We start from the raw sequence: 19,556 nt of genomic DNA on the forward strand, positions 1-19,556 counted from the left end.
TAATTTACGGAAAATTTCGCGTATGGATTTAATATGTTGTTTAAACACATAAAGTATTAAAAGGTTATTTTCAACCACTATCCTTCTTCCTTCTCTCTTCCCGTAATTCTTTGCGCGTTTTCTTTTCCTCCTGCTTTGGCTGAGCGGTAGCTGGTTTGGCAGATTTATCTTTTGGCTGGGATGTTGAATTTACTTCTTCACTCTCTGGTTCAGGAATCTGAAATTCAACCGAATCTTGATGCTCGACCGGATTAATAAGTGAATCCACTGATAAGCTGTCGACGGTGACAGTATCAGTTTGGGCAAACTCATACTGGGGTGTTACGCAATTATACTCCATTGTTATTTCTACTCCCGGTTTAGGAAAAGGTCCAAAAGTGATGCCGGACTTAGGATCCTGATATACTTTCTCCATAAACGTCGCGAAGATCGGTAAAGCAGTTTTTGAACCTTCGCCGCTTCCAGAAGAGCGAAAATGTACCGTGCGTTCGTCGCAACCTACCCAAACGCCTGTTACCAGATCTTTTGTCAGCCCCATATACCATCCATCTACGTAATCCGATGATGTACCGGTTTTCCCGGCAATTTGATTCCCCTTCTTAAATAATTCCCATTCCCATAGAGCTTGCGAGGTACCCCCGGGTTCTTCCATACCACCCCGTAACATATACATCATCAGCCAGGCCATCTCTTCGCTGATCGCTCTTGAGGTTTCTGCTTTAAATTCGGCAAGTACTTTCCCATCTTTATCGGTGATCTTTTCAACAAGTATGGGTTCTGAGCGCATCCCTTTATTTAAAAATGTTCCGTAAGCTTTCACCATCTCAAAAACACTAACGTCATTAGCGCCCAGGCCGACAGAGGGTACTGGCTTTAATTTACTTTCAATACCACATTTATGAGCATAGTCGACCACACTTTCTGCACCTACCTTTTCGGTAATTTGCGCTGTTATAGAATTAATTGATCTGGCCATGGCGTGTCGCAAAGTCATATCCCGGTAGGAGAAACTATAGCTTGCGTTATTGGGTTCCCAGTACTCGGTTTCGTTATTTTCTATAAATTTAATTTTAACAGGCTTGTCAGTCATCTTATCGCATGGGGTCATTCCTGACTCCAAGGCTGCCAGGTAGGCGAAGGGCTTAAAAGTAGAACCTGCCTGACGCTTTGCCTGGTTAACATGGTCATACTTGAAAAACTGGTGATCTATTCCCCCAATCCAAACTTTGATATGACCACTGAACGGATCCAGTGTCATCATACCGGTGTTTAAAAACTTTGAGTAGTACTCCAGCGAATCTAGTGTTGAAAATTCTACTTTCTTTTCTCCGTCCCAGCTAAAAACATTCATGCTTTTAGGTCGTTCCAGATAGATTCTTATTGAGTCAGCATTGTTATTATACCGCTTTTTTAAATAATCATACACAGGTAATCGCTCTGCAGCATTTAACGCAAAATCCTCAATTGGATCACCTTCAGAGTTTCGCCACGGTTTCTCATTTCCCCACTCATTGTTTAGCCGGCGCTGCAATCGTTTCATCTGCCCTATGACCGCCTCTTCAGCGTGTTCCTGTAACCTGGAGTCAATGGTCGTATAGATTTTTAGACCTCCTTCATACAGATCATAATTATTTTCTTCACACCATTTTTTAATGAAATTAGCTGCAGCAGACTTTAGATAGGATTCTCCCTCATTACCTTCGTTAAACTCGCCCTGTTTGGTTTGCAGAGGTAATTTGCTGTAACGCTCATATTCGTTAGGGGTCAGGTAATTATATTTTTGCATCTGCGATAGAACGACATTTCTGCGTTCCAAAGATTTCTCCGGATTTCGCACCGGATTATAGGTGGTGTTTGCTTTTAAGATCCCGATGAGCGTAGCCGACTCCTGGACCTCAAGTTCGTTGGGTTGTTTATTGAAAAAATGCTTGGCAGCTGTTTTAATACCATACGTGTTTCCGCCAAAAGGTACCGTATTAAGGTAAAGCGTTAAGATCTGTGGTTTTGTATAGTACCCTTCCAGTTTTACAGCTGTCATCAGTTCTTTGAACTTATAAACCAGGGTTCTCAAACCGGGAACATATTTTATCAACCCTTCAGACTTTTTATTACGCGTGCTATAAAGATTTTTAGCTAGCTGCTGGGTTATTGTACTTGCACCACGCCGATCTCCAGAGGCAGTTGATACTAAACTGGAGATTAAAGACCTGAAATCAACACCTGAATGCTCAAAAAATCTAACATCTTCGGTGGCAATTAGCGCGTTAACTACGCTGGGGGCAATCTTATCATATTCGACAGGGGTGCGGTTTTCTTTATAATAACGACCAATAAGCTTTCCATCTGCAGTATACAGCTCGGAGGCGATGCGCATGTTGGGTGTTTTAATGTCAACTATATTAGGTGAGTAACCAAAAAGACCCAGAAAGTTTAGTTCAATGGCACAGAAAAGCAGAATAATGAAATAAATAAATATCACGCTATAGCGCAGAGGTTTGAATTTTATTCTTCTGAACATTGAGTAAATATGTGAAAATTACACGGCTAAAATGATAAGGAAACGTTGTTTTTACAAAACACTTCAGCGATAACGTAGTTTCCAACTTAAAATTTCTACCTTAAAATATTATTAAGCAAGCATTTAGTATGGACGAAATTGTAAAAAACTTTAAAATAGATAGTCAAAAGAAAATAAGCCTTAAAGATTTTGACAGCAATGAAACATTTGACTACAAGAAAGAAGATGCAGTTGACATACTGAATGAGTATAAAGCTGAAATGGACGAACTCCAGGAGAAGTTGTATGCTACAAATCGTTACTCCGTGCTTATAATTTTCCAGGCTATGGATGCTGCAGGCAAAGATAGCGCCATTGAGCATGTGATGAGTGGCATTAATCCGCAAGGTTGCCAGGTTTTTAGTTTTAAGCAACCGAGTAGTCAGGAGTACGAACACGATTTTTTGTGGCGACACTATCTTGCTTTACCTGAAAGGGGTCGTATTGGCATACATAACCGTTCACACTATGAAAACGTATTGGTTTGCAAGGTACATCCGGAACTGGTACTAAAGGAGGGGATCGGGACCTACACTTCAGTAGAATCACTTGACAACAATTTTTGGGAAACCCGTTATAAAAGTATCGTAGATTTTGAGAAACATCTCCATCTCAATGGAACTGTGCTCATCAAATTTTACCTGAATCTTTCGAAGAAAGAACAAAAGGTACGCTTTCTTGAGCGAATAGACGACCCGTTGAAGAACTGGAAGTTTTCGTCCTTCGACGTTCAGGAGCGTGGTCATTGGGATGACTATATGAAAGCCTATGAAGAAGCTATTTCTAGCACTTCAACAGACGATGCACCCTGGTATATAGTGCCGGCAGATAAGAAGTGGTTTACAAGAATAGCCATCAGTAAAATAATCGTTGATAAACTCAAATCGTTGGATATGAAATTGCCTCTGTTGTCAAATGAGGAAACGTCAAAACTAGAGGATTGCCGTAAACAACTCGAAGCTGAATAGCTCAGATCTTTATGATCTTACTCCTAAAAAGGGGGCGGCCTCTTAAGCTAATCACACAGATATAGATTCCGTTCTCCAGGCTCGCAATGTTGTAAGACTGGCTGATATTGTTCAGCACTTCCGTGCGGACTCTTTGTCCCTGTGAATTATATAGATTAAGTACAAACTCATCGATCGTTCCACTTAGTACCGTAAACGTCTGACCAGCCGGGTTGGGAAAAAGAGTAAATTGATAAGTATCGAGGTAAATCACGGAAGCCAACTCAGAAATTATCTCTCTGCCATCCTGCGTTATTAATACCGCGCGGTAGTATTGGATACCTGGTTTCGGATTGAAATCAGTAAACGAATAATTAAGGGATTGGATAATAGCACGCTCGCCTAACGGACTATAAGAATCCGGACCCGCTTGCTTTTCCCAGCGGATGCTTTTTAAACCAACAGTACTTCCCAGGTTTAAGGTCAGGGTAACGGCATTTTTAGTATTTACATCGGCTAGTAATGATTGAACATAACAGCCAACACCCTGTGAAGCAGCATTAATGGTCAGGCTACGCAGGCCCTCAAAGCCATCCTTATGGACTGGACTTATAGCAAAGAAGTCTGAAGATATTTCCTGACGATTAACCAAGATCGATGTATCGTTAATGGTTTTTAAGATTTGAAGGAGATTATCTTTAATGGTATATAAATTATACCTACTGGTCTCCATATGTGACGGCCAACTAAGTAAAACTCCATCTGTACAGTTATAGCCTACCCTTAGTTTCGGGGGAGTGGAAATAGAAAACTCTTCGCTCATATAGTCTTTGCCACCCACTGACATTTTCAATATTGCTTTGGCAAATACATCAGGGCTGTTCCATTTTAGAAAGCCTGTTTTTAACCCAACAGTGGATATTTCATTCCATATAGCCCCACTATCATAACTAATCAAAATTTTACCTCCTTCAACAGGTATTGAGCTTTCCCACCTCAGGTAATTATCTTCACCGGCAAATACCTGATCAACTGACAGGGGATAAGTCCATGTGAATTTTCCAGCTGGTTTGACACTGTAGCTTATATAGAAACTTTGTCTTCCTGTAACCCGTTGTCCCGAAACATGTATTGTATAATTGCCTGATGAACCATTGACAGTAATTTGTTCAATGTTATTTAAGGTATCCCTTTTTCGAATAGCGGGCGCAGTCAAAGAATCCACATTCGGATAACTACTCAATACCCACGGCTGAATCTTATTCCCATCAGGATCCATTAGCCAAAGATCAAGGTCATTGATCAGAGCTCGCGGGGCATTTAATTCCGCAGCAGGATCATTCCAGGCCAGTGTCACTTTAATCTCCGCATTTTTATCAGTTATGGTCAGCGGGAACACCAGCTGGTCTGACGACGACAATACTCCGCCCTTAAAACGATTTTCCTTGATAGTTTGAACCGATTGAAATGCATTTAAATTTCCAAAGCCATACTTGAAGTCGGGAAAGGGGCGACCCTGATCATCGGCGGAGTTTACCATAACACTTTTAACCAGAGCCGCAGAGGGGAGAACGCCTGTTTGTGTTTTATACTGCTGTTGAAGGAGGCTTACCACTCCGCTGGTTAATGCAGCTGCGCCTGAAGTTCCTTCCGCCCCGGCAGCCATTAGTTCGGGTTTGATGCGTCCGTCATATGCCGGCCCCGCTGAGCTTAAAGCCTCTGCCACATGCTCATTACTGGTTCCGCCAACCACCAAAACATTTTTAGCCTGCTTAAAGGTGCCAGATAAATTAGCGAAGTTGGAAATACCTGCATAGAGCCCGGTATTTGGTGGAGTTGTTCCACTATTTCCGGCTGAGAACACATGCGTCAGTGTGTCCGCCAGGAAGATTTGCTGATCATATTCGTTTGCTTCAATACCATAATAATTCTCGATGCCAGTTCCATACGAATGATTTTGAATGCTTACCCCTAAAGCGTTTAATTCAGACGCAGGGTCGGGGGATAAATTTTTATAATCAGATGAAGTTAGCCTGACCTTGGGTGCGGCACCTAAGCCTTTTATAAAGCTGTTTCCGTTACCACCAACCAGAGTTGCCATAATGGTGGCATGTGAGGAAATATTCGTCGATTGTAAAGGCGAGGTTATACTTCGACCTAAGAGATCCAGATCGTTTACATTATACCGTTCCTCCTTGAGAGAAATGGTGATGCCATTTCCAGTTAAAGAGGGATATAGTAAGTGAACTCGGTTTACCTGGTTTACAGATAGATCCAAATCATTTATTAAAGTTTCTTCGCTGGCTGTTCTTTGGAAATCTGCAAAGATGATGGCCGGGTTATCAAGTATCTTTTCAAGCTGATTTGATTTAGTGTTCAAATATATCTTTCGGCCATCTGCCTTAATTAGCTGCTTACTTTCTAAACCGAGATCTGCAAAGACTTTTCGAGGCTTCAATACCACCACTACATTCAGGTTCCGCTTTGTAGTCTTGACACTCTCTCTCAGCAAATTGTCGCTGGCTTTCCAAAAGCTATTTACCGGCAATTGGAAAATCACGTTTTTGCGGGATAGTCTGCCGTTGGTCTTTACAATATAATGTTGCCGGTCAAGCTGCCGAACAACTTTCAATTGCTCATTTTTCAATGCCTGAGTAGAATTAATTTTGACCAAAAAAAGATCAGAAGAATCCAGATGGCTACCTGGTCTCAGCAGCGCTTTAAACCGATCAGAAAGGCTTTTATCCTGCGCTCCGGCTACAAAAAAGCTTAAAGTAAGAAGAACACTAAGGGCGCCTTTTAACATGTCTGTGTAAAAAAATTAAATTGAAAACCTATTATAATGTAACGATTTCATTATATATTGAATTTTTAAAATGGCAAAAAGCAACAAACAAAAGGTTAAATGCAAGGTTAAGGATTTCTAGATTATACAGCTCTCCCCGGTACTATTTAAATTTTTACACCATAAACACATCTAAAAATCAAACCAATCTAAAGAACCCATGATCTTAAAAAAAATTCAAATCTGCATACTGGCCGGGGCTGTGTCAGTTGCTGCTCTATCCTGTAAGAAATCAGAACGTGCTCCGGAGCCAGTTCAAACAGGGGTATCACAACAAGTACTAGACAAAATTGAAAAATTGGGTTTCAGCAGTGAAAATGTAATCGCCCGCAATGGCGGTTATTTAGTCGAAGGGGATATTCTTCTTACTGACGAAAATCTAAAAAGTGATCCAAATAGTCCGAGTTTAAGGATTGCGCAAGATGAACAGTACCGAACCACCAACCTGGTAACCGGATTACCGCGGGTAATAACTGTTTCAGTATCAAACTTAACAACTCCGTATTCCCAGGCAGCAGACCTGGCAATCTCACGTTACAACGCACAAAATTTGCGTATTACTTTTCAAAGAGTAAGCAGCGGTGGGAACATTAACATCATCGGTTTTAATGAAGGACCTAGCGGTGGTTATATCACTTTGGGTTCTGCGGGCTTCCCTACTTCATCCGGAAATCCATTCAACCAGATCCAGATGAATACCAACGAAGCAGCTTATGGCGCAAATCCGGACGTTAATTACCTTGCTTCAGTATTAACGCACGAGATGGGGCATTGCATTGGATTCCGTCATACCGACTACATGGCGCGCCAGTACAGCTGTGGTGGTAAACGTAAAGTTAATGAAGGAACAGCAGGCGTAGGCGCGGTGCTTATTCCGGGAACGCCAAGTACACCTGATGCTGAATCATGGATGCTTGCCTGCTCAAACGGTGGTAACCGCCTGTTCAATGCGAATGATGTAATTGCACTGAATTACCTATACTAATCTAAAAATGGTGTAAAGAAAAGCCCTTCCTGGATAATAGGAAAGGCTTTTTTTATGGTTTGATGCATTAAAGAATTTTGAACTGATCTGCGTCTCTCAGAAACGGGTGGCTAATCCGGCTTTTCGCTACTTCATCCAAATTAATAGAGAATGTATACAAATCCTCATCATTCGGTTTATAATACACTACTTTTCCATTCGGATCTATGCACATAGAATCTCCGGAATGATAGATCTCATTGCCATCATGGCCCACACGGTTAACTGCCACCACAAAGGCCTGATTTTCTACTGCTCTCGCTGGAATAAGGGTGCGCCAATGTAAAGAACGTCGTTCTGGCCAGTTGGCTAAAACCAGCAACATATCATATTCTTCGTTCGTGTTACGCAACCATACCGGAAAACGAAGATCATAGCAAATAACAGGGCATATCTTCCAACCGTTTAACTCAACAAAAAGTTTCTTATTTCCAGCTGTGTAGTGCTTGTCCTCTTCGCCAAACCCAAACAGGTGGCGTTTGTCATATTTTTCAAAAGTGCCGTCGGGTCTCATCCAGATAAGGCGATTATAATATTTGCCTTCTTCACGAATAATTAAGGTGCCGGTTATCACGCATTCAAATTTCTGAGCCTGAGCCTGCATCCACTGCATACTCTTACCGTTCATCTCTTCTGCCAGTTTCTCCGGATTCATTGAAAAACCTGTACTAAACATCTCCGGTAACACAATTAGATCTGTTTTTTCCCGTATGGCTGATAAACGCAGGCCAAGATTCTGAAGATTCTTGTCGATATTTTCCCAAAAAAGGTAGGCCTGGAAGGTGGTTATTTTTAGAGTACTCATTTATGTAGGGTATACGGAATTGCTTAGTTCGTCTTGTTTGTTTAAACTTTTATTAATCTTTCAACGGCTTTCTCAAGCGTTTCTTGCTTTTTGGCAAAACAAAAGCGTAAAACATGCTCATCTGAACGACGATTGTAGAATGCTGAAACCGGAATCCCGGCCACCTTAAAATCTTTAATCAGCCTTGTTGCAAATTCAACATCATGCTCATTAGAAATGCGACTATATTGAACACATTGGAAATACGAACCCAAGCATGGAAGCAGATCAAACCGGGTATTGCGCATCAACTCTTTGAAGGTATCTCTTTTTTGCTGATAGAAATCTTTTAAATCCAGATAGTTAGATTCATTTGCAAGATAATCTGCTATTGCATACTGCACGGGTGTATTAACGCTAAAAACCAGAAACTGGTGTACTTTACGAAACTCTGCCATAAGCCATATAGGCGCAGCACAATATCCGATCTTCCAGCCTGTATTATGAAACAACTTTCCGAAAGAAGCTACTATAAAGGATCGTTCCCGCAAGATCGGATATCTGGCCATGCTAAGATGGCTACAGTCATCGTAAATCATATGTTCATAAACTTCATCGCTTAAAATTAAGATATCGGTATTCTGTATCAGGTGACTTAGTTGCTTAATATCGTACTCTGTCAATATCATGCCGGTAGGATTGTGCGGCGAGTTTAAAATAATTAAACGGGTACGACTGCTTATCAGCTTCTTTAACATCTCCCAATCGATTTGATAGTCGGGCGCTGAGAGTTCAAACGATTTTACCAGCCCCCCGAGTAATTTGACAGTGGGAGAGTAGCAATCATAAGCAGGTTCAAAGATGATCACTTCATCATTCGGGTGAATGACGGCCGTTAAGGCGGTGAAGATAGCTTGAGTACCACCAGCGGTAACAGTGATCTCTGTCTCCGGATTATAGCTGGCCGCGTGCAGTTTATTTATCTTCTCTGCTACCTTTTCGCGTAAGTTCAAAACACCGGGCATAGGCGCATATTGATTGTGCCCTTTTTTCATATGCTTTGATACCAAACCAATAAGTTCAGCCGGGCATTCAAAATCAGGAAAGCCTTGCGACAAATTAATTGCATTGTTTTCCAGCGCCAGTTGCGACATTACCGAGAAAATAGTAGTACCTACATTTGGAAGCTTAGATGTAATTGAAATCATTATCGCTAAAGTAATAAATTAAAAAATTTGTTGCCTTTGTCTTTCGGGAGATAACTTAGTATTTCTTTTAGGGTTTTATTTTTTCTAGTTAGAATTATTACCTTCAACGGGTATGACCTTTAAAACTAAAGAAAGTCGCCTATTTCTAATATTAGGGACCTTTTTTGTCGCTAACGCAATCCTTGCTGAATTTATTGGCGTGAAGATCTTCACGGTTGAAGGCTCATTAGGGATGAGAAAATTAGATATTGATCTGTTTGGAGTCCCTGATCTCTCTTTTAATATGTCAGCCGGTGTAGTCACATGGCCGCTCATCTTTATCATGACTGATATAATCAACGAGTATTTCGGAGTCAGACAAGTGCGCTTCCTTTCAATACTGACATCAATTCTTATTACCTATGCCTTTGTAGTCGTAGGATTTGCTATTAACTTGCAACCGTCTGACTTCTGGATCAACCAAAATATCGACGGGCAGCCTGTCAACATGAACCTGGCCTTTGCCGGAATCTTTGGCCAGGGGATGTGGATCATTGCAGGCTCGATAACGGCATTTCTTATCGGGCAAATTGCGGACGTCATGATCTTTCACCGGATCAAAAGATGGACCGGTGAAAAGGCCCTCTGGCTACGGGCAACCGGCTCTACATTGGTTTCGCAATTTATCGACAGTTTTGTGGTCATCTTTATTGCTTTTTACATCAACCCACAGTACAACTGGAGCTGGCAAATGGTTGCAGCCATTGGGATTGTGAATTATACATATAAGTTCGTTGTAGCTATTTTAATGACACCGCTTTTATATGTAATACATGAAATAATCGATCGCTACCTCGGGAAGGATCTCGCACACCGCTTAATTGAAGCTGCGGGAAAACGAGACGTTGATGTTAAAATGCCACTTAATGCTAACAATTAATTACCATCTTAGCCTCTTTAACTATCAGCTATTGTCTCACGACAACTCTAAATCTTAACTATCCTGGTCCAATTAATTTTGACAAAACCTTCTGTATATACAGGACCTTTGATGTTTAGTAATGAGAAAATTGACTTTCATGGCAGGCAGGGTACAACCCATCAGAATTAATATGCCGCTAATTGATTATTATAATTATTAAAGGCATCGCTGTTAGTTAATGAGGAAAGAGCATGCGTAGTTAAGGTGTTTAATACATTCCTCAAACTAAATCCTTTAATATGGTTAGCCGGTAAACAAGAATCTGAGTTTGACGGTCGATTCGGTTAGGGAATTTACATCGGTAGCTGTAACTATTTTTCCTTTTTGGGGCAATTCTTACAGCGCTTGCCTTTTTTATACTTTTTGCAACACTTTTTAAATACACACTCCTGCATGAATTGCTCCATACCCTTGAGTGACATTTGATTATCCTGAGAGTCCTCTGCCGTTATTCCATTATTCATCTCAATAGTTTGACCCTTCCAGAGGTTTTAAACGTTAATTTTCAATGGTTATGATTTCTTATCTGTAGCTATTTGCTATTTTCGTTCCAAACCAACCTTTAAGATGATAAATAAAACAGTTCTAAACGCCGTAGAGGCAATTAAAGATATCGAGGATGGCATGACTATCATGCTGGGTGGCTTTGGCTTGTGCGGTATTCCGGAAAACACAATCAATGCCCTGGTCGAAAAGGGGGTTAAAGAACTCACCTGTATTTCTAATAATGCGGGAGTAGATGATTTTGGGATAGGCCTGATGCTGCAAAGGCGACAAGTAAGGAAGATGATTGCCTCATATGTGGGCGAGAATGCAGAGTTTGAGCGTCAATTATTAAGCGGCGAGCTGGAGGTTGAGCTGGTACCCCAGGGGACTCTCGCAACCCGTTGTATGGCCGCCGGATATGGCATGCCAGCCATTTTCACACCTGCCGGAGTAGGAACGGAGGTAGCCGAAGGAAAAGAGACCCGCAATTTTGACGGTAAGGAATACCTGATGGAAATGGCTTTTCAATCTGATTTTGCCATCGTTAAAGCCTGGAAGGGCGATACCGCCGGCAACCTGGTCTACAAGGCAACTGCGCGTAACTTTAATCCTGTAATGGCAATGGCCGGAAAAATCACTATTGCAGAGGTGGAAGAACTTGTCGAGCCCGGTGAGTTGGATCCCGATCATATCCACACCCCTGGAATTTACGTTCAGCGGATCTTTCAAGGGACTAACTATGAAAAGAGAATCGAACAACGCACAGTGAGAAAAAAAGAATAAAGTTGAAAACGATCATACTTCTTGAAGAAATAGCAATGTTCGATTTAGCATTGTTTGCTTTTGCAACTACAGGTTTTTGCTGGTCGGTTTTTCCTTCTTTGTTGCTAACCGCTGACATTAATATGATTGGTTATGCTGCAAATAGTCGATTTGTAGCCTTCTTATATAATATTGTTCATCACAAGGCATTGGCCATCTGCATTTTTATCGGCGGCTTTTATCTGCAATACGATTGGGTTCTGTTGGCAGGAATTATTCTATTTGCTCATTCATCCATGGATAGGATATTTGGCTACGGATTAAAATATTCAGATCGTTTTACCCATACCCATCTTGGCCATATCGGCAAGAAAACTAATTAATACTTATATGGCTTTAAGCAAAGATCAAATCGCGAAACGCATCTCTAAAGAAATAAAAAACGGCTTTTACGTAAACCTGGGAATAGGTATCCCTACACTGGTGGCCAATTACATCCCTCAGGGGCTTGAAGTAGTCTTACAGTCTGAAAACGGATTACTTGGCATGGGTCCTTTCCCGTTTGAAGGAGAAGAAGATGCCGACCTGATTAACGCAGGTAAACAAACTATTACCACGCTGCCCGGATCAGCTTTCTTTGACTCGGCGATGAGTTTTGGGATGATCCGCTCTCAGAAGGTAGATTTGACTATTCTGGGTGCTATGGAAGTTTCAGAGAATGGTGATATAGCTAACTGGAAAATACCCGGCAAAATGGTCAAAGGCATGGGCGGAGCAATGGACCTGGTGGCCTCAGCCAAAAATATTATTGTAGCCATGCAGCACGTAAACAAGGCTGGAGAAAGCAAACTACTTCCGGAATGCACTTTACCGCTAACCGGAGTCCGCTGCATTAAAAAGATTGTCACAGAGCTGGCCGTGCTGGATGTGTTGCCGGAAGGAGGTTTCAGACTCGTAGAAAGGGCTCCTGGGGTAAGTACTGAATATATCAAATCTGTAACCACCGGAAAACTTATTATAGAAGGGGAAGTTCCGGAAATGCAGTTAGATTAGATATTAATAATCGTGACAGGTAGATAATACACCTGTCACGGTATACCCGGTTAACTCAACTGAAGTCTCGCTTTTAAATCTTTAGAAATCTGCTCAGTGATACAAATGATATCCTCGGCTAAGTGGGTATTGTTAGTAATCACCCTCGAACATTCATCCCTGTAAGGCAATAGATACTCTCTGTAAGATGGTATTACGTGATTATGCCATTTATATAAGATGTCTTCCTCAGAGTAACCACGCTCTATTAAATCGCGTTTCAGGCGACGTTTCAATGCTACCTCTTCCTCGGTATCTATAAAAATCTTTAAATCCATCAGCGCAGCTATCTCTTCAAAATGAAGAATAAATAAGCCTTCTATAATAAGAATAGGGGCTGGCTTGATCTCCAGCATTTTAGGCGTAGCGTTCGGATTATTGAAGGTATATTCCTTCTTAGTGACCACTTCGCCACGTAACAGCTTGTCAATATCATCTAAGAAATGCTGTTTGTCAATTGTTGCCGGAAGATCAAAGTTATAAAGCTTGTTCTCTTCCGGGGTCATGTTATGCGCTACAGGTATATAGTAGTCGTCCTGTGAAACCAGGCACACATCATCTTTCTGAAAGTGGTTCAAAAAACAATTGAGAAAAAAAGTTTTCCCCGAACCGCTGCCGCCGGCAATACCAATTACATAAGGCTTAGAATTCATTAGGAACGCCGTATACGATGTTAACTTGGAAACGTTTATCCAAAGCGCCAATCAGCTCGGCAGTAGATTTTGTTATTACAATGATCACGTCTTTTGTAGATTCATTCTCGGTAAATTTCCCTACCACTTTGGCAAAAGTGCTTTTATTTGTCATCGTATTAGTAACCTTTATTACCGTACCGATAGGTGCTGTACGATGAAGAGCCAGCATTTTGCTGCCGTCCAGACTTTCATCTGAAATGCGTAGAGCTATTCCTCTATCATCAACCTCCCTTAAGCCGTAACGCGCAGGTGGGAGCCTCAACCGCTCACCCGCATTAATACTACTGTCAATCTGAGTGGGATTAGTATTTCGGCCATCCGTCATATTCCTTGGTAAAGCAACCGGAGTGGGAGGGGTTATCTCCGCCGTTTGAGTACCGTAGCGGATCTTGAGTATCTGGCCTGCTGCCAGGGAGTTGCTGGTAATATTATTCAAAGATTTTATTGCATCAACCGAGGTATTAAACTTTCTTGCGATTGAGTAAAATGTTTCCTTCGGCCCCACCTTATAATCAACCGTAGCTGTTTTATCACCTTTGTCCGCACTCTTGTCGAGCTTACTTGAAAGAGGAACATTGACAATACGGTCAGGGCCAACAACTCTGTCTGTGGGCACCTTGATTATGGCACCGATTTGTAATGACTTATTTGTATTGAAGTCGATTACAGATTGTGGGCTTACTTTGTATTTTCTGGATATTGAATAATAGCTTTCCTTAGATTCTACTTTATGTACAATAACTTTTTTACCGTTTGAATTTTCAACTCCAATGGAATCTATTGGTGCAGCCGCAAGGGTCGTAATAGAAAATAAGAGAGAGCCAATAGATAATAACAGTTGTCTCTGCATGAATTCGTTTTTTTAAAATTTGCGCAATTATACTAAAAATGAAACAATTAAGCAGGTTATTCCTTCTCAGAAAGACGAATACGCTGTAACACAAACGCTAAAAATTTTCCTTTTGTATACATGATATCATTAGTATCTGATACTCTCTCCTGTTTAGAAAGTTTCACTTTATATAAAAACATCGGATACCCGAAAATTGCATGCTTATTGCATTAACCTGGCTATCCATTAATAAAAATTCAATAATATTATGAACGCCAAAGAAATAGGTTTAGAAGAAAAAGAAGTAAAACCCATTGTTGATCATCTTAATGATCTGCTTGCAAATTATCACATTCACTATCAAAAGTTAAGGGGCTGCCATTGGAATGTTAAGGGAGCACACTTTTTTACCCTTCACGTTAAATTCGAGGAGTTGTATACGAACGCCCAGCAAACTATTGATGATCTCGCAGAACGAATACTCACCCTGGGTAAGTCTCCCCACAGTACATTTTCCGAATATATAAAGGTTTCAACTATCCAGGAAATTAATACTCTTGGTATGGGTGATATTGCAATGGTAGAAGCTATAATGGATGATTTCTCCAGGCTGATTGATATGGAGCGGCAGATAATGACCCTGACAGCCGAGGCAGGCGATGATGGAACCAATGATCTCATAAATTCTTTTATGCAGTTCAAGGAAAAGAATAACTGGATGCTACGATCATTTTGCGGAAAGAAATAACTCATAAATCAATCTGCAAATAAAAAGTCCTGCCAGTTTAAAACTGACAGGACTTTTTATTTTATACTTAATCCTTAAACCCAACTAATCCAGATTCGGACGATATACCTCGCGATCAGAAGCGTGCACCAATTGTCAAAAACACATTATTACTAGTGTTTTTCAAATTAGCAATCTCTCCGGCGCCTGTTATCTGATAATCTGCGTAGTCAGAAGAAATAACATAAGGAGTACTTGTCCCATTGAAAGTCGCGTTCTGGTAAGTCAAGTCGATATACATTAGATTTGTACGAAACCCAATTCCTGCAGACAGAATATCGGTAGATATTTCAATATTTTGATACGGATTTCCTACCCGGTTATAACCAGCTCTCAGCATCATATTGCTTATTTTATATTCGCCACCCACCCGTAAATTAACGGCTGCGTTATAGCTGTCGCGAATATCATTGTTATTACGCACATCTGTAGCGCTTTCATTTGATTTGAAATGGATTGATGAATAATCCACATATTCAACATCAGCGCTAAGCAGCCCTTGTCGATTAATAATAGCCGACAGCCCGCCGTTCACCCGGAAAGGTGTGCGCAGGGTATACTCAAAGTCATAAATAGCCGGCTCGTTGGTGTAGGCAGGTGTAATAGCACTGCCATTAGCCCGCGTGTAACGGGTGTCTAAGGACTCCACAAAACTATCCGAGATTTGAAACCATGTCGGACTGATGAAACCAAGGCCGACACGGACTGCTTCAGTTGCCCGGTAGATCATTCCAATCTTCGCGTTAAAACCTGAGCCGGTTGTTATTTGATTACTGTTATAGGTGAGATCATAGGTTCCCCCAGCAAAATTAGGATTCTGGCCTATAAAAGTTTGATTGTTTCCTTGCTCACCAAACTGCCTGTCGGAGTTAAAATCAACAGAAGCCAAGGCAATAGATGCACCCAGGTAAAGCTTATTGCTGTAGTTGGCGCCCGCTCCAAAGTTTACTTCTGATTGGGATCCTGTGCGGTAAACCCGATTTTGCTGGTTATTGTTTAATGTAGTTGTAGGGAAATAGCCTGTATTTCCAACATCATCATTTTCGATCAGAAAATTATTAAAAGCCATTTCGGTTAAGGCACTTTGTGAAATTTCACTATTGCCAAGATCTGCTAAATAGTCAGCATAAGAACTGTTAGGATTTGTTGCGCCAAAATCGATCGTTGTATTGAAATTGTTCGTTTTATTATAAGAGATGCCATAGTTAAAACTCAGCCAGCCTGTTTTTAAATCATTTCCTTTGGTACGAGAGGTAGGATTGTAAATTACCACACCCACCTGATCTATTCCAAGGCGGTCTTTCTGCGCTGTCGAATTCTGACCGATATACTGAGCGTCTATTTGGCGGTTTGAGAAATCAGCAGAAAAATTAAACTCTGACTTGGTAAAAAGACCAAGTCCGGCAGGGTTGGAAGATAATGAACCTATATCTCCTCCAACAGCAGTCTGGGCACTCCCCATAGCCTTAAAGCGGGAAGAAGCGCCTTGCTGTGATTGTGAGAACAAAAGAGCATCTGATGCATATTGGGCAAAAGCGGGGCTTCCTGCTGCAATAAATGCAGTCAGTACGAGTAGATTTTTGAAATTCATTCTGAAAATTTGCGCTAAGATCTAATAAACGGTTACCTGTTTCCTGTACGTGATGGTCTGCTGCTACCCTGATCCGAAGACCGCTGAGGCGTAGAAGATGGAGGGGGAGATGATGGCCTCTCTGCTGGTCTGCTCTCTATACGTGGCGGCGGACTGCTTTCTCTTTGTGGCCTGGAAGATCGTGTTTCAGTAGGTGCCGAAGCTGGCCTTGTCGATCCTGATCTCGCCGGAGCCGCTGTTCCTGTGCGAGCTGGCCTGCTGGTGCCTATCCTGGAAGGTTGAGACGACCTGTCGATAGTAGTAGAACCATCGTTCGTTGTTCCTCTAACCGGACGATTCGGTGCAGTCCCTATTCGGCCACCATTACTACCCGGATAACCTCCAGAGCGTACATTATCAGTTTCCCTATTTGGCCGGGTTCTATAATTAGGGTTCACAATAACAGGTCGGCCAATGCCATAGTATCCATTCCCGTAATTGCCATAAAAACCGTTTGAGTAATATGGGTTGTAACTATTGTAGTAAGAATAAGGGCCCCAGTAATTTCCGTAATAGCTAGAACCATAATAGCGCCATGGGTTATAGTAATTATACCCGCCGTAACCGCCAAATCCTATACTAATACCAAAGGATGGTCTGTTGTAATAATTGTAAGAATTAAAGGTGCTATAGTATGGATCATACCTATAATCGTACCAGGTATCGTGATAACTTCTCCATGGTGAATAGTTGCGGAAGCGGTAGATTCGGGCCGAATAATTACGATCAGCATAATCACGATCGTTGTAATCATAATCTTCATCACCGTAAAGTTCTTCTTCCGTAACATAGCCGGGGTCAGATTTTTTCTCCTCCGCTTGAGCACGATATTCTCTTTGCTCCCGAGCCTGAGCTTCAGTATAATATGCGTCATCAACCTGGTCGTTTTGTTGCGCCAGCTTGTTTGTAGAGCAGGCACCTAGCAACAGAATAGCAACTGCAGCAAACGTAGGTAAAAGTCTCTTTATCATGAGGTCGAGATTTAAATGTTTGATAGATTCGTTGATAATTGTTAGACGAAAGTTTTGTTAAATGGTTGCATGCATAATAAATTATAATACACGTGCTAGTTTTATAACTTTGTCGCCTAACAATATAATGCTTTAAAATTACAAAATTCATTCCAGATAAACACGTATGAGCAAGGGCCTGACTAGTAGAAATGAGGATTATTCACAGTGGTATAACGAACTTGTTACCAAAGCCGATCTCGCCGAACATTCGGCAGTAAGGGGCTGCATGGTGATTAAGCCTTACGGCTATTCTATTTGGGAGGGAATGCAGGCTTTCTTAGATAAAAGATTTAAGGAAACCGGTCATAGCAATGCCTATTTTCCATTATTCATCCCTAAGTCATTTTTCTCCAAAGAAGCCAGCCATGTAGAGGGTTTTGCAACAGAGTGTGCCGTAGTAACACATTATCGCCTTAAGAATGATGGAAATGGGAATATTATTGTCGATGAAGATGCTAAGCTGGAAGAAGAACTAATTGTCAGACCTACTTCGGAAACCATCATCTGGAATACTTATCGTGGCTGGATCCAGTCATACCGCGACTTGCCAGTACTTGTTAATCAATGGGCAAACGTGGTCAGATGGGAAATGCGGACGCGCTTGTTTTTGCGTACAACTGAATTTCTTTGGCAGGAAGGTCATACCGCACATGCCACCGCGCAGGAGGCGATTGAAGAAACAGAACGCATGCTGGATGTTTACGCCGATTTCGCCGAGAATGTGATGGCCGTCCCGGTGATCCGGGGTCGCAAGACTGAGACCGAACGATTTGCCGGCGCTTTAGAGACATATTGTATTGAGGCTTTGATGCAGGACGGGAAGGCCTTACAGGCCGGTACATCTCATTTTCTCGGACAAAACTTTGCCAAAGCGTTTGATGTGAAGTTCAGCAACAAAGAAGGTAAGCTGGACCATGTATGGGCAACGAGCTGGGGTGTATCAACCCGTTTGATCGGTGCCTTAATTATGGCTCACTCCGATGATGCAGGTTTAGTTTTACCTCCTAAACTAGCACCTATGCAAGTAGTTATAGTGCCTATCTATCGTTCCGACGAAGAATTAGAAAAGATCTCTGACCTGGCTAATGAATTAACTTCGAAACTAAAAGCCAGAAATATCTCTGTTAAGTACGATAACCGTGATACTTACAGGCCAGGGTTTAAGTTTGCGGACTACGAGATGAAGGGTGTTCCCGTACGTTTGGCTATAGGGGGGCGCGATCTCGAAAATGGAACTATAGAAATTGCCAGAAGGGACACCCGCGAAAAACAGACGATTAGCCGCAAAAACCTGGATGAGCATATTGAAAAGCTCTTAGAAGAAATTCAAGTATCAATCTACAATAAAGCGCTTAACTTCCGCAACGAAAATATTCGCCAAGCCAATTCATACGATGAATTTAAACAGATCCTGGATGAGAAAGGTGGGTTTATCTCCGCTCACTGGGATGGCACAGTAGAAACCGAGAAGCAGATAAAGGAAGAAACAAAAGCGACGATTCGTTGCATTCCTTTGGATAATAAGCTGGAGGGTGGCGTTTGTATGGTAAGCGGAAAGCCATCTACCCAACGGGTGCTGTTTGCGAGAGCATATTAATACGGCTGGTTCAAGAAAAAAAATCGCATAACGTTAATAAAATCCAAATAAAAAGGAAGAGGCACTCTCTTCCTTTTTTTATGCCCGGTCGGGTTTTAATACAGCACCGTGGCGCTTTCAGAAAACTTTTTCGACACAATTCATTTTACGCTCTCCAACACGCTCAGAATATACCTCGTTTTTGGTTAACCATATACTCAGTATATGGTTACAGGGTGCTCACAGGTTTTTGATCGAAGGATGACATAGTAAGCACATAGTAAGTACATAGTAAGCACATAGTAAGTGTGCTGTCAAAGTGGGTGAAATTCATTTTTAATTCCAGCCATTTGACTC

At 41.6% G+C, this 19,556-nt stretch carries 16 protein-coding genes; 8 read left to right on the forward strand and 8 right to left on the reverse strand.

The genetic code is table 11. From position 1 onward, the window contains the following. Nucleotides 1–70: 70 nt before the first annotated feature. Entirely contained in the window at nucleotides 71–2,518 is a 2,448-nt protein-coding gene (locus AC1MCB_RS05590; protein ID WP_479967754.1) for a penicillin-binding protein 1A, read from the reverse strand. A gap of 128 nt (nucleotides 2,519–2,646) precedes the next feature. Here AC1MCB_RS05590 and AC1MCB_RS05595 point away from each other — a divergent pair, with 128 nt between their 5' ends. Next, a complete protein-coding gene (locus tag AC1MCB_RS05595) occupies nucleotides 2,647–3,525 on the forward strand; it encodes a polyphosphate kinase 2 family protein (RefSeq protein WP_479967755.1) in 879 nt (292 codons plus the stop codon). A 1-nt stretch (nucleotide 3,526) separates the two neighbouring features. Here the strand turns inward: AC1MCB_RS05595 and AC1MCB_RS05600 are convergent, their stop codons facing one another. Next, nucleotides 3,527–6,310, reverse strand: coding sequence for a S8 family peptidase (locus AC1MCB_RS05600; protein ID WP_479967756.1), 2,784 nt, complete (start codon nucleotides 6,308–6,310; stop codon nucleotides 3,527–3,529). 199 nt (nucleotides 6,311–6,509) lie between these two features. On the opposite strand from AC1MCB_RS05600, the gene AC1MCB_RS05605 reads away from it, so the two are divergent. Next, on the forward strand, nucleotides 6,510–7,334 hold the full coding sequence (locus AC1MCB_RS05605; protein ID WP_479967757.1) for a M57 family metalloprotease: 825 nt from the start codon (nucleotides 6,510–6,512) through the stop codon (nucleotides 7,332–7,334). Between the two features lie 67 nt (nucleotides 7,335–7,401). Here AC1MCB_RS05605 and AC1MCB_RS05610 read toward each other — a convergent pair whose 3' ends face one another. Both AC1MCB_RS05610 and AC1MCB_RS05615 read right to left on the reverse strand, forming a co-directional pair. Next, complete coding sequence (locus tag AC1MCB_RS05610; RefSeq protein WP_479967758.1) at nucleotides 7,402–8,178, reverse strand: amidohydrolase; 777 nt, start codon at nucleotides 8,176–8,178, stop codon at nucleotides 7,402–7,404. Nucleotides 8,179–8,219: 41 nt separating this feature from the next. Beyond that, complete coding sequence (locus AC1MCB_RS05615) at nucleotides 8,220–9,365, reverse strand: methionine aminotransferase (RefSeq protein WP_479967759.1); 1,146 nt, start codon at nucleotides 9,363–9,365, stop codon at nucleotides 8,220–8,222. A 112-nt stretch (nucleotides 9,366–9,477) separates the two neighbouring features. On the opposite strand from AC1MCB_RS05615, the gene AC1MCB_RS05620 reads away from it, so the two are divergent. The 4 genes from AC1MCB_RS05620 to AC1MCB_RS05635 all read left to right on the forward strand — a co-directional run bounded on the left by AC1MCB_RS05620 (nucleotide 9,478) and on the right by AC1MCB_RS05635 (nucleotide 12,627). Further along, nucleotides 9,478–10,284, forward strand: coding sequence for a queuosine precursor transporter (locus AC1MCB_RS05620; protein WP_479967760.1), 807 nt, complete (start codon nucleotides 9,478–9,480; stop codon nucleotides 10,282–10,284). A gap of 609 nt (nucleotides 10,285–10,893) precedes the next feature. Continuing rightward, the gene (locus AC1MCB_RS05625; protein ID WP_479967761.1) at nucleotides 10,894–11,595 is read left to right on the forward strand and encodes a CoA transferase subunit A; all 702 of its coding nucleotides are present in this window, start codon (nucleotides 10,894–10,896) and stop codon (nucleotides 11,593–11,595) included. A gap of 2 nt (nucleotides 11,596–11,597) precedes the next feature. Further along, nucleotides 11,598–11,957, forward strand: coding sequence for a DUF4260 domain-containing protein (locus AC1MCB_RS05630; RefSeq protein WP_479967762.1), 360 nt, complete (start codon nucleotides 11,598–11,600; stop codon nucleotides 11,955–11,957). A gap of 7 nt (nucleotides 11,958–11,964) precedes the next feature. Further along, nucleotides 11,965–12,627, forward strand: coding sequence for a CoA transferase subunit B (locus AC1MCB_RS05635; RefSeq protein WP_479967763.1), 663 nt, complete (start codon nucleotides 11,965–11,967; stop codon nucleotides 12,625–12,627). Between the two features lie 50 nt (nucleotides 12,628–12,677). Here AC1MCB_RS05635 and AC1MCB_RS05640 read toward each other — a convergent pair whose 3' ends face one another. Together AC1MCB_RS05640 and AC1MCB_RS05645 are read right to left on the reverse strand one after the other, a co-directional pair. Then, nucleotides 12,678–13,319 carry a uridine kinase family protein gene (locus AC1MCB_RS05640; RefSeq protein WP_479967764.1) on the reverse strand — a complete coding sequence of 214 codons (642 nt, stop codon included), beginning with the start codon at nucleotides 13,317–13,319 and terminating at the stop codon, nucleotides 12,678–12,680. Next, complete coding sequence (locus AC1MCB_RS05645; protein ID WP_479967765.1) at nucleotides 13,309–14,211, reverse strand: DPBB and LysM peptidoglycan-binding domain-containing protein; 903 nt, start codon at nucleotides 14,209–14,211, stop codon at nucleotides 13,309–13,311. The genes AC1MCB_RS05640 and AC1MCB_RS05645 overlap by 11 nt, the downstream gene beginning before the upstream one ends. A 250-nt stretch (nucleotides 14,212–14,461) precedes the next feature. Here AC1MCB_RS05645 and AC1MCB_RS05650 point away from each other — a divergent pair, with 250 nt between their 5' ends. Continuing rightward, the gene (locus AC1MCB_RS05650) at nucleotides 14,462–14,941 is read left to right on the forward strand and encodes a Dps family protein (RefSeq protein WP_479967766.1); all 480 of its coding nucleotides are present in this window, start codon (nucleotides 14,462–14,464) and stop codon (nucleotides 14,939–14,941) included. Between the two features lie 115 nt (nucleotides 14,942–15,056). On the opposite strand, the gene AC1MCB_RS05655 is transcribed toward AC1MCB_RS05650, so the two are convergent. Beyond that, on the reverse strand, nucleotides 15,057–16,571 hold the full coding sequence (locus AC1MCB_RS05655) for an OmpP1/FadL family transporter (protein ID WP_479967767.1): 1,515 nt from the start codon (nucleotides 16,569–16,571) through the stop codon (nucleotides 15,057–15,059). 32 nt (nucleotides 16,572–16,603) lie between these two features. Continuing rightward, the gene (locus tag AC1MCB_RS05660) at nucleotides 16,604–17,581 is read right to left on the reverse strand and encodes a hypothetical protein (RefSeq protein ID WP_479967768.1); all 978 of its coding nucleotides are present in this window, start codon (nucleotides 17,579–17,581) and stop codon (nucleotides 16,604–16,606) included. Between the two features lie 166 nt (nucleotides 17,582–17,747). On the opposite strand from AC1MCB_RS05660, the gene proS reads away from it, so the two are divergent. Continuing rightward, entirely contained in the window at nucleotides 17,748–19,220 is a 1,473-nt protein-coding gene (proS, locus tag AC1MCB_RS05665; protein WP_479967769.1) for a proline--tRNA ligase, read from the forward strand. The last annotated feature ends 336 nt before the right edge of the window (nucleotides 19,221–19,556 follow it).

The sequence above is a fragment of the Daejeonella sp. AP26 genome (assembly GCF_056680515.1).